Source organism: Streptomyces sp. NPDC090077 (genome assembly GCF_044747545.1).
Taxonomy (GTDB): Bacteria; Actinomycetota; Actinomycetes; order Streptomycetales; family Streptomycetaceae; genus Streptomyces.
Map to the genome: position 1 here is coordinate 42615 of NZ_JBIVEG010000041.1, position 11729 is coordinate 54343.

17 protein-coding genes and 2 pseudogenes are annotated in these 11729 nt (G+C 70.8%); 8 read left to right on the forward strand and 11 right to left on the reverse strand.

Annotation, left to right across the window (positions count from 1 at the left end; all coding sequences use genetic code 11):
- Nucleotides 1–423: 423 nt before the first annotated feature.
- Nucleotides 424–1107: a restriction endonuclease gene (locus ACIPW5_RS36540; protein WP_401254754.1), complete on the reverse strand. Its 684-nt coding sequence runs from the start codon at nt 1105–1107 to the stop codon at nt 424–426.
- 76 nt (nt 1108–1183) lie between these two features.
- On the reverse strand, nt 1184–1393 hold the full coding sequence (locus ACIPW5_RS36545; RefSeq protein ID WP_401254757.1) for a hypothetical protein: 210 nt from the start codon (nt 1391–1393) through the stop codon (nt 1184–1186).
- Nucleotides 1394–1954: 561 nt separating this feature from the next.
- Between ACIPW5_RS36545 and ACIPW5_RS36550 the strand changes: the two genes are divergently transcribed.
- Nucleotides 1955–2410, forward strand: coding sequence for a hypothetical protein (locus ACIPW5_RS36550; RefSeq protein ID WP_401254759.1), 456 nt, complete (start codon nt 1955–1957; stop codon nt 2408–2410).
- 56 nt (nt 2411–2466) lie between these two features.
- Here ACIPW5_RS36550 and ACIPW5_RS36555 read toward each other — a convergent pair whose 3' ends face one another.
- Nucleotides 2467–2715 carry a hypothetical protein gene (locus ACIPW5_RS36555; RefSeq protein WP_401254762.1) on the reverse strand — a complete coding sequence of 83 codons (249 nt, stop codon included), beginning with the start codon at nt 2713–2715 and terminating at the stop codon, nt 2467–2469.
- Nucleotides 2716–2884: 169 nt separating this feature from the next.
- Here ACIPW5_RS36555 and ACIPW5_RS36560 point away from each other — a divergent pair, with 169 nt between their 5' ends.
- Nucleotides 2885–3223 (forward strand): hypothetical protein, encoded by a 339-nt coding sequence (locus ACIPW5_RS36560; protein WP_401254765.1) that lies wholly within the window; start codon nt 2885–2887, stop codon nt 3221–3223.
- A gap of 201 nt (nt 3224–3424) precedes the next feature.
- Here the strand turns inward: ACIPW5_RS36560 and ACIPW5_RS36565 are convergent, their stop codons facing one another.
- On the reverse strand, nt 3425–3823 hold the full coding sequence (locus tag ACIPW5_RS36565) for a hypothetical protein (RefSeq protein WP_401254767.1): 399 nt from the start codon (nt 3821–3823) through the stop codon (nt 3425–3427).
- Nucleotides 3823–4089 (reverse strand): hypothetical protein, encoded by a 267-nt coding sequence (locus ACIPW5_RS36570; RefSeq protein ID WP_401254770.1) that lies wholly within the window; start codon nt 4087–4089, stop codon nt 3823–3825. Before ACIPW5_RS36570 ends, ACIPW5_RS36565 begins: the two co-directional genes overlap by 1 nt.
- A 68-nt stretch (nt 4090–4157) precedes the next feature.
- On the opposite strand from ACIPW5_RS36570, the gene ACIPW5_RS36575 reads away from it, so the two are divergent.
- The 3 genes and pseudogenes from ACIPW5_RS36575 (at nt 4158) to ACIPW5_RS36585 (ending at nt 6032) form a co-directional block, all read left to right on the forward strand.
- Nucleotides 4158–4751, forward strand: a complete 594-nt coding sequence (locus tag ACIPW5_RS36575; RefSeq protein ID WP_401254773.1) for a class I SAM-dependent methyltransferase — start codon at nt 4158–4160, stop codon at nt 4749–4751.
- 283 nt (nt 4752–5034) lie between these two features.
- A pseudogene (locus tag ACIPW5_RS36580) lies at nt 5035–5580 on the forward strand (Ku protein); the annotation flags it as partial.
- Between the two features lie 53 nt (nt 5581–5633).
- Entirely contained in the window at nt 5634–6032 is a 399-nt protein-coding gene (locus tag ACIPW5_RS36585) for a hypothetical protein (protein ID WP_401254776.1), read from the forward strand.
- Nucleotides 6033–6061: 29 nt separating this feature from the next.
- On the opposite strand, the gene ACIPW5_RS36590 is transcribed toward ACIPW5_RS36585, so the two are convergent.
- Nucleotides 6062–6874, reverse strand: coding sequence for a hypothetical protein (locus ACIPW5_RS36590; RefSeq protein WP_401254779.1), 813 nt, complete (start codon nt 6872–6874; stop codon nt 6062–6064).
- A 352-nt stretch (nt 6875–7226) separates the two neighbouring features.
- Here ACIPW5_RS36590 and ACIPW5_RS36595 point away from each other — a divergent pair, with 352 nt between their 5' ends.
- Entirely contained in the window at nt 7227–7508 is a 282-nt protein-coding gene (locus ACIPW5_RS36595) for a hypothetical protein (RefSeq protein WP_401254782.1), read from the forward strand.
- Here the strand turns inward: ACIPW5_RS36595 and ACIPW5_RS36600 are convergent.
- The 3 genes from ACIPW5_RS36600 to ACIPW5_RS36610 form a co-directional block, all read right to left on the reverse strand.
- A complete protein-coding gene (locus ACIPW5_RS36600; RefSeq protein WP_401254785.1) occupies nt 7505–8074 on the reverse strand; it encodes a hypothetical protein in 570 nt (189 codons plus the stop codon). The two genes, ACIPW5_RS36595 and ACIPW5_RS36600, sit on opposite strands and share 4 nt — an antisense overlap.
- Before the next feature lie 167 nt (nt 8075–8241).
- Complete coding sequence (locus ACIPW5_RS36605; RefSeq protein ID WP_401254787.1) at nt 8242–8472, reverse strand: hypothetical protein; 231 nt, start codon at nt 8470–8472, stop codon at nt 8242–8244.
- 5 nt (nt 8473–8477) lie between these two features.
- Nucleotides 8478–8654 (reverse strand): hypothetical protein, encoded by a 177-nt coding sequence (locus tag ACIPW5_RS36610; RefSeq protein ID WP_401254790.1) that lies wholly within the window; start codon nt 8652–8654, stop codon nt 8478–8480.
- Between the two features lie 201 nt (nt 8655–8855).
- On the opposite strand from ACIPW5_RS36610, the gene ACIPW5_RS36615 reads away from it, so the two are divergent.
- A complete protein-coding gene (locus tag ACIPW5_RS36615; RefSeq protein ID WP_401254793.1) occupies nt 8856–10088 on the forward strand; it encodes an XRE family transcriptional regulator in 1233 nt (410 codons plus the stop codon).
- Nucleotides 10088–10651 carry a GNAT family N-acetyltransferase gene (locus tag ACIPW5_RS36620; protein ID WP_401254795.1) on the forward strand — a complete coding sequence of 188 codons (564 nt, stop codon included), beginning with the start codon at nt 10088–10090 and terminating at the stop codon, nt 10649–10651. The genes ACIPW5_RS36615 and ACIPW5_RS36620 overlap by 1 nt, the downstream gene beginning before the upstream one ends.
- Before the next feature lie 35 nt (nt 10652–10686).
- Here ACIPW5_RS36620 and ACIPW5_RS36625 read toward each other — a convergent pair whose 3' ends face one another.
- Together ACIPW5_RS36625 and ACIPW5_RS36630 are read right to left on the reverse strand one after the other, a co-directional pair.
- Complete coding sequence (locus tag ACIPW5_RS36625; RefSeq protein ID WP_401254798.1) at nt 10687–10908, reverse strand: hypothetical protein; 222 nt, start codon at nt 10906–10908, stop codon at nt 10687–10689.
- A gap of 306 nt (nt 10909–11214) precedes the next feature.
- Nucleotides 11215–11729 (reverse strand): annotated as a pseudogene (locus ACIPW5_RS36630) (hypothetical protein); the annotation flags it as partial.

Here is an 11729-nt window from a genome sequence, read left to right on the forward strand (position 1 = left end):
CGGTGGTGGAGGCGGACGCACCACTGGGCGATGTCGGCGAAGGAGACAGTGGTGCCGGCGCCAAGGTTGTAGACCGCGGACGGAAGCAGTCGATGCTCGGCGAGGCGGACGATGGTGGCCCCGGCGTCTGGGGGGACCCGCCCGGGTTGCAAGTCGGCATCGGCGGCCCTGACCCACGAGCCGCAGCGAGGGCTCTGCAGGGCCGCTGACCCCCGCCCGTCATGCCGCACCCGGTCATATCCCGGTGCTCACCTCTTCGCCCTCGGCCGCCGTGGGTCGGACCACTCCGTAGGAGGAGGGTCAGGGACCAGTGCCCCCAGGCGCCGGTCTTCTGTCCGGGTACGGGCCGCGGCTGCTGGGCGGGTGTCGGCGCCGTCGCTGCGGACCCGTCCCTGCGCCGAACTGTGCGCGGACTTGACGCGGTCAGGTGGCGGGGCGACGCCTGGTGCCGCCGCCGCTGCCGTTGAGCGGGATCAGGCTCTCCAGGTGAGCGCCTTTGACCCAGGAACCCAGCAGGTCGCGGTGCAGGGCCACGATGTCCTGGCGCAGTGCCAGGCCCAGTGCGTCCCTCGTGAACGCGCGGCAGGTGGTGACGAACAAGGCAACGTCCGCGCCGTGCTCAAGGCGGGCGGTGCCGACGAACTTCTGCATGTCCTGCGAGGACACGCTCCGATGCGCCGCGTACTTCTTGCACTGGATGACCAGCTTGCGGCCGTCGGCCAGGTAGCCGACGACATCCGCGCCCAGGTCACCGCTCTTACCGCTGACGATGACGTTTCTGCAGCCGTCCCGCCGGCACAGCTCCGCGACATACGTCTCGAACTCCTGCCACGTCAGGGCATCGACCTGGGCCATGGACAACTCACGCGCCCGGGCCTCCTCCTGCGCCCGCCACGTGCGGTCCCGGCCGACCGCCTGGCGGTGCGCCCGCAGCAGCACCCAGCCGACTCCGCCGAGTACGGCTGCAACGAGTACGGCGACCAGGACGGGCCACACCGTCGACCAGTTCCCGGCGACCCACACCACGGCGATCATCGCCGCCACCGCACCCCAGACCTGCAGTTTCTTGCGGGTCTTCTTCTTCAGGCGCCGTCGACGTGCCGCCATCACTCCCCCGCCTCCCGGACCGGTGGTCCGCCGTGTGAACTGGCGGGCGCCGTCCGGCCCGTGCGTGTGCGGGGGCTCATCGGCTGGCCTGGGTGACGCCGCTCGCCAGCTGCCCCAGGACATCCAGGATTCCCTGGCCGACCGGGGTAGGAGCGAGCAGAACGCCCAGCGCCAGGACGATGACGACGGTCGTCTTCTCGTCGAAGCGGCTGCGGGCCTGCGTACGGCGCCGCAGCCGGAAGAAGACGATGACTGCGAGCAGCACGGCCACGTTGATGGTCAGCAACCGTCCAGACCTCCCCCAACGATCGGACATCACCAGGGAGCGGCAGCACGCCACCCCAGCCTTCTTGTGTAGCGGCGCGTTGGTGATGTCGGAGGCGGGTTGCCGACGAATGGCACAAAGCCATCGTGCCTGGCTGGATACGGCGCGACCGGTCCTCGTTCACGCGTTCGGGATCGCGCATCGTCCTGAACGATGTCGGGCTCGGGGAACGCACGGCGGGACAGCTCCCGCATCGCCTTCGTCTGCTGCTCCACCGCAAGGCGTGCGCACAGCCGGCAGTGCCGCATCGTGCTGGCGGAGTCCGTGGCTACTCGTCAGCGCATGAACAGTCGGATTCCCCCTGACGCGCCGGATCAGGGGGCTCCCTTTCTGCCAGGGCGTGAAGGGATAACGCGACAGGATTCGGATCATGGCCAAGAAGCGCAAAGACTCCAAGGACGGTCCGAACAGGCAGGCGGCCCGTGCCGCCAGGCAGCGTCGGGAGCAGCGGCTGCTGGAGACCCTCTGTTCCACAGCCGGCCCCCCTACGAGGGATATCGGCAGTGGCTCACCCCTGACCCGGTGACCGGCATGTTCGCTCTCCAGACGACGGCGCCCATGGACACCCGGATCTGGTTCCGCCGGATCGAGGAACTACTCCTCCCGATCTACGGACGGAGGGTGCCGCTTGCCGCAACCTACCTCGACGACCGGATCAAGGCGGGATTCATCGCGTACGGCGAAAGCGACGACCCGGCCGCTCCCGTGACCGCGCTGCCAGTCACGGAGTTCGCCGAGAAGGTCGCCTCCTCCGACGGGAGCGGGCACCCGGATGTGTGTCCTCAGCTGAACTGCGCAGGACAGCGGCATGTGGCCGCCGAGCACGAAATCTGGGTGCACTTGCACCACATGCATGCCGCAGGACGTCTTCTCCTGAACGACAACGACGTACTGCGGCTGACGATCCCTCCCCAAGCCGTCGGGGGGCAGTGGCGGTTCGTCTCCTCCGACCAGGGTTCCGGACACACCCACTGTTGAGCCGGCGGGCGGCCGCCCCGGGCATCAGTCGCGTGCCATGCCGACGAAGCGCCCGTTCAAGCGGTGCGTTCAAGGAGCTCGGGCGCGGCTGCCGTGGTCTGGCGCGGCGGAAGGTGGGTGAGGCCGGCCTTCTCGGCGCGGGCCCGAACCAGGGCGCGGGCTTCCGCGGTTCCCCTGCTCTGATCCCGTTCTGTCTGCTCACGAAGGCGCTGGGCCTCGGCCCGTCCCTGGGCGAAGGCGCTCTCGGGCTCGAGGATCCGGGTGCGGATCTGCTCGCGTGCGGCTTGGGCGATCCGGGTGTCCACGGGGCCGCTGCGACGGTGGGCGCGGTGCTGGGCGATGGCCTCCAGGTAGCCCGCGGGCTGCTTGTAGGGCTCCGTCCGCAGCTGAACCGGGTCCGGGGTGGGTGCCGTACTGCGGGGGGTGTCAGCAGGGCGCGGGGCGGCGGGGGCGGTGCCGGGCGGAAGGATGCGGATGGTACGGACGGCGGACGTTCCACACCGCGCCCAGAGCCTGCACGCCGACATCGAGGGCGCCGGACTCCCCTTCCTTCACCGGTTCGTGGAACTCGCGGCCGCCTTCCACCACACCGTCCGCGACGAACACCAGGACCTGGCCGCCACCAGCAGCCGCCTGCGCGAACTCACGGGCAGCGGCGACTTCGCGTACTTCGTCGACGTCGCCCACTTCATGGCCGGCCTGCCCCTGCCGGCCCCCTCAGCCATCCGCTGGACCGAGAGCGAAGAACATGTTCGCTCCGCATGGCGCCGCCTGGTCCACGCCCGGCAGGAACACCTGCCCACCGAAGGCTGACCACCCCGCAAACACGACGGCCCCGGACCGAGCTCGCCCGCCCGGGACCCTCGCCAGAGCCAGGGCCGGCAAAGCAAATGGTCCGCACGCGGAACGCGTGCGGACCAAAGAAAGAGGGGCAGTGGCCGGCGATGGAGAGTGCCCCTTCAAGTGCGTCGACCCTAGCAGCGCGTCTCCGGACCCCGCCGGGACTGTCCTGGGTCAGTGATCGGGATGGACGGCCTGGACGCCGGTGCCTTCGTACAGCTCGGGTTCCAGGGTGAGCAGGTAGCGGCCGGCAGGGAAGTCGGCCGAGGGGCGGGCCGCGTGGATGGCGTGGACGACCGCCCAAGGGTGCCCGGCGTGCAGGAGCTCGGTCGCGGACAGGGCGGCGGCCGTGTCGAAAGGCTCGATCTGGATGAACCGCAGCCCGTTGATGTAGGCGACCAAACCAGGCCGCCCGGTGTCGCCAGCGGTCAGGGAGAGCACGGGCGCGTACAGGGTGCCCAGACCGCCGGAGGCCTGGACGTAGAAGGCGGCGACAGCCTCGTTGTACAGGTCCTTCGGATCATGCAGTGCGGTAGCGGTCGTATGGTCCAGGACGACGGCGATCGGCCCCACTACGCGGCCGCCGAGTCCTGCCGGGCGCCGAGACGCTCCAGGAGTCCGCGGGCCTTCGCCTCGGCCTCCTCGCTCGGGACGGCCCCCAGGACGGAGGCAAGCTCGGCGCGGGCCTGCTCGGCACGCTCCGCGTACTCGGCCTGGGTGGGCCGGCCCTCGGCGAGCTCCTCGACCAGCTGCCGGATCGTCGTGCCCTGCTCGGTCGCCAGAGCCGCCAGACGGTCGCGGGTCGCCGCGCTCACCTTGATGCTCGTCTCGTCTGCCATACCTCGACTCTACTGCGAGTAGAGGAGGTGTGTCATGCCTCTACGCCAGGGCAGGCATAGTTGGCTGGGTGAACGACAAGAACGGTTGGCTCGCCCTTCTCGAGGAGAACCCGGGTCACTCGCAGTGGTACATCGACCGTTTTCGGAAGCTCGCCAAGGACGGCGTCGATCTGCATGGTGAGGCCCGCCTGGTCGACGCGATGGTTCCTCGCGGAGCTCGGATCCTCGACGCGGGCTGCGGTACCGGCCGGGTCGGCGGGTATCTGGCTCGGGCCGGACACGACGTCACGGGTGTCGACCTCGACCCGGCCCTCGTTGCCGCGGCCCGAACCGATCACCCCGGAGCGCAATGGCTCACTCGGGATCTCTCCGAGCTCGACCTCCCTGCCAAGGGCTTCGATGTGCTGGTGTGTGCCGGGAATGTGATGACCTTCCTTGCCCCCGACACGCGCCGCACCGTCCTGGACCGGTTCGCGAAGCACCTACGGGTAGGGGGGCGAGCGGTGATCGGGTTCGGCACCGAACGCGGCTACCCGCCCGAAGAATTCCTGCAGGACGCCGAGGCCGTCGGCCTGTCCCCCGGTCTCCTGTTGTCTGCGTGGGACCTGCAGCCTTATGCCGAGGGGTCCGACTTCCTGGTGGCCGTCCTTACAAGGACGTGACGTGCCCCGGTCCCCGCACACCTTGCCTCTCCGCCGGGCCTCGGTGGGCGAGATCCCGCGAGGCCTTTGCGGTGCGGCTGTTAATGACGTGAGTTCAGGGTGTTCGGGGCGGGGTCATGCGGGCGCGGCGCGGCAGTGGGGGTGATCATGGCGGGCTCCCTGGTGGGGGTGCGGAGGCTTCACCTCCCATTAGAGCGCATGTTCGATTTTCTGGCCCAAGGGCCCAGTACCCCTCTGCGCCGCAGCGGTTCCGATCCTCGGCGAAGCGAGTCGGCTGAAGCGGATGCGCCACGCGCCCGGGAAGCGGTTCGGCCCGGACGGCCGCGTACCTCACGCCCGGGGAGCGGGCCGGTGCGACCCTGAAGGAGGGGCCTGCGAGCGGGAGGTCCCTGTGCGTCCCATCTGGTCCGGAGCGATCTCCTTCGGATTGGTCACCATTGCGATCAAGGTGGTGCCTGCGACCGAGTCGCACGACATCTCCTTCCGGCAGATCCACACCGCCGACGGGGGGCGGATCCGGTACCGGAAGGTGTGCGAGCTGGACGGGCAGGAGCTGAGTCAGGACGAGATCGTCCGCGGGTACGAGACCGCGACCGGCACCATCCCGGTCACCGACGCCGACCTCGACAACCTGCCGCTGCCGACCGGGAAGGCGATCGAGATCGTGTCCTTCGTGCCGGCCGCGAGCATCGACCCCATCCAGATCGGCGCCTCCTACTACCTCGCCGCGACCGAGGCCGTCGCCGCCAAGCCGTACGAGCTGCTGCGCCGGGCCCTGGAGCGCAGCAGCAAGGTCGCGGTGGCCAAGTTCGCGATGCGCGACCGGGAGCGGCTCGGGCTCCTGCGGGTGAAGGACAACGTGATCATGCTGCACGCGCTCCGGTGGCGGACGAGATCCGCTCCACCGGCCAGGTCCCCGTCCCCGACACCGCCGTCTCCGACGCCGAGGCGGCCGTCCGGCTCGCCGAGACCCTCGCCAGCAGTGACCTGTCCCAGATGCATGACGAGTACCGGGACGCGCTGGAGCAGGTCATCGCCGCGAAGAGCGGCACCGGCACCCTGCCCGCGGCCGACGAGGAGGCTCCGGCGGTCTCTGCGGAGGTCGTCGACCTCATGGCGATGCTGGAGAAGTCGGTCCAGGACGCCAAGGTCACCCGCGGCAACGCCACCGTGCACCCGCTACCCGACAAGAAGGCGACCAAGAAGATCAGCACGGCAGCCGGGAAGAAGGCTGTCGCCAAGAAGGCGTCGGCGAAGAGGAAGCCGCACCGGAGCGCCTGAGGTACCGGCGCCAGGGAGCATACGCCGTGTCAATCCCCTGCGCAGCAACACCCCACGCACACCAGGCAGCAGCGGCAGTCCAGACACTGTTCCCGCCTCAGGTCTCCGCAGGGCTGGAACGCGTCGTCTGCCCCAGGGCAGTAGCACTCGCAGCAGGACCCGCACACGTCGTGGACCTGGTCGACGCGACGGCCGCCGATGACGGTGGTGCGCCGGTCCCCGCAGTCCCTGCACCGGCGGGGCGTCACCGGGGCCGGCTCAGGCAGGCGCTCCATCTGCTGCGCCCACTCCCGCAGCGCCGCAAGGTCGGCGGGAGTGATGCCGAGGGCGGGATCCACTCCGTAGGCGAGCACCGGTCCGACCGTGGAGAGGTAGGACGTTGTGAGGCGGACCGCCTCCCGGTGCTCGTCTCCGGCCCGGACCCACGCCACCGGCCGGTCGTGGGTACGCGCCCAGGAGGCGATCTCCTCCGCGCGCCACGGCAGCCCGTCCTCCGCGTCGGGAGACCGGCCCGGATCGTCGACCCTCATGTAGTGCACGGAGCCGGTGCTCGGCAGCGGGATCATCGGCGGCACCGCCTCCCAGCCCAGCGCGGGCAGCAACGGTTCAACCTCCGCCGGGGCGTAGCTGGAGACCAGGGTCAGGTCCGCCGGGAGCTCGGCGAGGGCCCGGCCGACCGCCGGGTTCAGGGTGAGCCGCAGGCCGGCCGGGCGCGGGTAGACCCACACGGCCCAGTCTCGCCAGGCCGCCGACTCCACGTCGTGCACGGTGTACCCGGAGGGCGCCGGTCCCGCGTAGGGGGAGAGCACGCCGTCGATCGCGACCGCGATGTATGGACGCATACCGGACAGTGAACGCGCCTCACGCACGATGCGGAGCCGGCCCCGACTGCCCGGCGGTGAGCCGGTCGGCGGCGACGGCGAAGAACCGTCCGAGCTCTACGCGTTCGACGGTGCTGCTCTGCATGGTGGTGCTCCTCTCGGTCGGATTCGAGTGGTGCGGTTGGGGTGGCGCCCGCCCCGCCCCAGGACGGGGCGGGCGCCGGACCGTCCGCCGCCGACCCGTACGGTGCGGCGGCGGATGGAACTCGTGGGCCGGCGGTGGCGCTGGACTTCACAGGTGAGGTCGAGCACCGCGGCCGGCGAGGTGATGAGGACCCTGCGGTCGGGTGGGGCGTTGCGCTACCGTCCGGCCATGACGACGCCGTTCGTGACGGACCCCGACCATCCGGCGTGCGAGATCTGTCCCGCCCACCGGCTGCCCCGCGAGGGCTTCGTGGTCTACAGCAGGCCGAGCTGGGAGTGTCCGTTCAACCCGGCCGACGGCCACCGGTACACCGCCGACGGCACCCCGGCCTGCGTCCACCCCGCCAGGGTCGGCCTCGACCCGGACCGGATCGCGCCGCCGCCCAAGCCGCTCGACCTGCCTGCCGAACCGGCCCAGCGCCGCCGGTGGTGGCAGCGGACCGGCCGCTAGGCGGCGGCGAAGTCGATGTCGTGCTCGCGGCCGGCCCGGTTCAGGCCGATCGAGGCGTACCGGGCGGTGAGGATCGTCACCCGCCGGTCCACCTCGCTCTTCTCCAGCCAGTAGCGGGCCGGGGGCTCCCCCCAAGCGAGGCGGTAGGTGAGGTGGGTGAAGTCGCCCGCCTCGTAGTCGGTGTGCTCCTGGTCGGTCTGGTGGATGAGCTGGAAGCCGGTGCGGTGAGCGATCCGCGCGAACAGCTGCGGCTGGGCGATCATCGCGTGGGTCATCTCGTCCACCGGGACCGCGACCGCGACCTCGGCGAGGCGCTCGTCGCCGGTCAGGTCGAACACGGAGGCCTTGATGGACAGGGCGCGCAGGGCTTCGGTGAACAGCGGCCGCTTGTCGCTATCGAGGTTCCACCGCTCGATGACGGGGAACCCGGTGAGGCACTGCCAGTCGCTGCTGTACTCCATGGTGGCGCCCTCGAACGCGCCGAACTCCTCGTCGGCGAGGATCGCGTCCATGACCTCGCGGGCCCGGGCGGCGGTCTGTGTGGGGGTGGGCATGCTCGTGCTCACAGCGTGGCTCCTTCGAGAGGGTCATGCGGTGCCCCGCCCGGCCCGGGTGGGCCGGTGCGGTTCGTGCCCCGTACGCCCGGGGGTTTCTCGTCCGCCCCGGACGTACGGGAGTCTTAAGGACCGGGCCGCGGCAGGTGACGACGGACACCTGCGCCGGCCACGGTGCTCTACTTCACGCGCTCCACGTCCCGTATCAGCGCCTTGACCTCCCGGCCGGACGGCAGACGGGCCCACAGGTAGGCGAGATCGGCATCCACCCCGTCCCAGCCGGACCCGACCTGCACCACCTCGCCGGTGAACGTCACCGGGACCTCGCGGGCCCGGTCGCCCGGCTCGACGTAGGTGGTGCCGCTGTCCGTCTCGCCGACCTCGTACGGCGCGCTGCGGGCGCGGGTCATGGTTCTCACTGTTCGCTCCGGCCGCTGTCGGCGGCGTCGTCCTGGTCCTCGTCGTCGGCGGGCGGCGGGTTCTCCCAGCGGGCCATGAACACCGCCAGGCCGCCAGCGGCGCGCAGCCGCAGCCGGCGGCTGGGAGCGCCCGGCGGATCCGGGAGCGGGGGAGGCGTAGGGCGGTTGGTCACGGCGTACCTGCCTCTCTGGGGAGGGGGGAAGGCCCGGACGCGGTGGGCCGGTTCCTCGCGGCGTGTGTCCAGTCAACGGCTGTGGGCTGGCGCCGGACAGGAAGGGTTGCCGTCGGGTTGCTCCCGGCGCACCGGAAAACTTTGCGACCGCATTACCCGTCCGCTAGTGCGGCCAGTAGGGGTGCGGCTACGTTCTGTCGCATGGGAGCGAACGTCATCCTCCAGGCGCAGATGGACGAACTCGGCCTGAAACAAGAGGAATTGGCACGTCAGATGAACACCGCGCTCCAGGCGATCACCGGCAGACCCGGCGAGGTGTCAGCCCGGACAGTGCGCAACCTCCTGAACGGCAGCACGCGGCGCCCCATCGGCCGCACCTGTATCGCGTTGGAGGAGGTGTTCGGATGCCCCGTCACCGACTTAGGGTTCAGCCTCCCGAAGACCGCAGCACACGCGGAGGACTCGATGCATCGCCGTACCCTCCTTCTCGCCGCGACCACAACCGCCGCCACCGCCGCCGTCCCCGCACGGCGCGCACGCCTGGGCCAGCCCGACGCCGACCGGTTCCACCAGGACTACGCCGACCTCCTGCGCGAAGACGCACAGCTCGGCGGAGCCCGCCGCATCGAAAACAGGGCCGTCGAACTCGCCGCCCGCATCCAGTCCTCCCTCGCCGACGGCAGCGCCTCCGACCGCGTCCAGCGCCAGGCCTACCGACTCGCCTCCGACGTCACCTGCCTGGCCGCCTTCGGCGCCATCGACGCCCGCTCCCCCCGCCGCGCCCGCACGCACCTCGACCAGGCCCTCACCCTCGCCGGCCTCTCCCGCGACCCCGAGGCCATGTACCGGGTCTGGAACCACCTGATGCTCGCCTCCAGCCAGCGCGAGAACCACGCCGAAGCAGCGGCCGCAGCGGAAGTACTGAAACGCTCCACCGTCTCCCGCCGCGACCCGCTGTACGCGTCCCTGGGCCACATGCGGCACGCCAACGCCCTGGCCAGACTCCACCAGCCCGCCGAATCCCTCCGGGCCCTGGCCCGCGCGGAAGATGCCTTCGCCCGAGCCCGCACCCGGCAGCCCGCCGCGTGGATCACCTTCTACAGCAGACCCGAATTCGACGCCCTGTCCTCCTACGTGTGGACCGCGCTCGGCGACCACGAACGCGCCGAGTCCTGCCTCCACCGCACCCTGGCCTCCATCCCCGACGACATGGCCCGCAACAAGGCCCTCTACACCGCCCACCTCTCCCTCGCCCAGGCCCGGCAAGGCGAAGTGGAGCTGGCCTCCGCGACCGGCCGCCGCGCCCAAGGGATGCTCCTGCCGACCTCCGGCTCCCTGCGCACCACGAACACGCTCGCTGTCACCCGCAAAGTCATCGCCGCCACGGGCACCAGAGCACCCGAGGCCGTGAGCTGGATCGAGGAGTCACGCTGATGGAACTCAAGCGGTACACCCACGCCGACGCCCCCCACGTCCGCTCGCTGCTCCTCGACATCCACGACGAGGTGTACGCAGCCGACCCCACCCCCTTCAACTCCCGCGAACGCTTCTCCTACTTTGTGGACCGCTGGTCCGGCCGCGAGGACTGGGCGTGCATCTCCGGCTGGGAGGACGGCGGCCCCGTCGGCTACGCCTACGGCTCGCGGTTCAAGCCCGGAGGCTGGTGGCTGGGCTCCAGCCGGCCCAAGGGCGTCATCGGCCGCATCCTCGCCCTGTCCGAACTCATGGTCCTCCCCCGGTGGCAGGGCACCGGCCGCGCGAAGCAGATACACGATGCGCTGGTCGACTCCTTCGACGTCGACTACGTGACGCTCCAGGTCGACTCCACGCACACCCGCGTGCAGGCCCTCTACGAGCGGTGGGGCTACGAGAAGCGGAGCGAGACCCAGCCCTCCGACGACTCCCCCCTGTACGCGGTCATGGTCAAGACCCTCACCGTCCGCGAGCACGACGGTCCCGGCCGTACGGGAGCCACCATCCCAGCCCGCGGCCTATGACGCACAGCACCTCCGCCGGCGCAGGTGCTCCACCCTCACGGCGTGGACTCCTCCCACGTCTCCGGCCCGCCCCCGCGCCACTGGACGAACTCGCCCTGCGTCAGGTCGAAGTCCTCGGCGTTCTCCATCCCGGCCTGACGCAGCAGCTCCGCGATGTCGGAGAACCGGTACGCGGTCCCGAGGATCTGCCCGCCGAAGCCGACCTTGCGCCAGCCGCGCTCGTCGGGCTCGTAAATCACCAGCATCGGTATGGGCATGAGCCCACCCTCGCCCGACCCGGCGGGGGCGGCACCGCGAGCCCCGCCGTACCGGTGGCCCGCGGAAAGTGACGGCAGACACGACAGCGCACCGATCCCCCCGACCCCTTCACTCACCTCTTAAGAGGTGAGTCTGTGGGCAGCCGGCCGCCTAACCCACCCTCACGGAGCACCGGACAACGGCGCCAGCCCCCGCTTGAGGAGACCGGAGAACGCCAGTCGGTCCAGGACGCGAAGTCCACCCTGCGGCGGGCCCGCGTACCCGGCCCCGACGTTTGACGCCTGGAACTGGGTACGCGGCGTCGGTCAGCTGGCGGTCTGGTAGGCCGTCACGTCATCTCCGGACTTGGAGATCGCGATGCCCGTGAAGGCATTGACGAGGTCCGGGGCGATGCCCGGAGGTGTGGGCAGGTCCGCTCCGGTACGGGAGTCCAGGGCCACCGTGCCGTCGGCCGTCTTGGCATAGACCCGCCCGTGCCACACCGTGGTCACCTTGGGGGCGATACGGCCCGCCTTCTCGTCCGGCAGCTGCCACAGGGCGGCCCCGGTCGTGGCGTCGACGCCCACGACCTTGTCCCGGCCCCAGCAGACGACCGCGCTCGCGCCGTCGTGCCGGCACTTGGAGGCGGTCGGCGCGTCCGTCTGCCGGACCTCGCCATTCCGTGGATCGAGGAACTGCTGGTAGACGTGCCGGTAGTCCGCCCGGTCGCGGGCGTACAGGTGGAAGAGTCCCGGCCCGGCCGGGCGCAGCTCCAGGTTGAGGTACTCCTGCCCCTGCCAACGCTGGGCACCCGTGGTCAGGTCGTAGCCGGCGGCGGTGC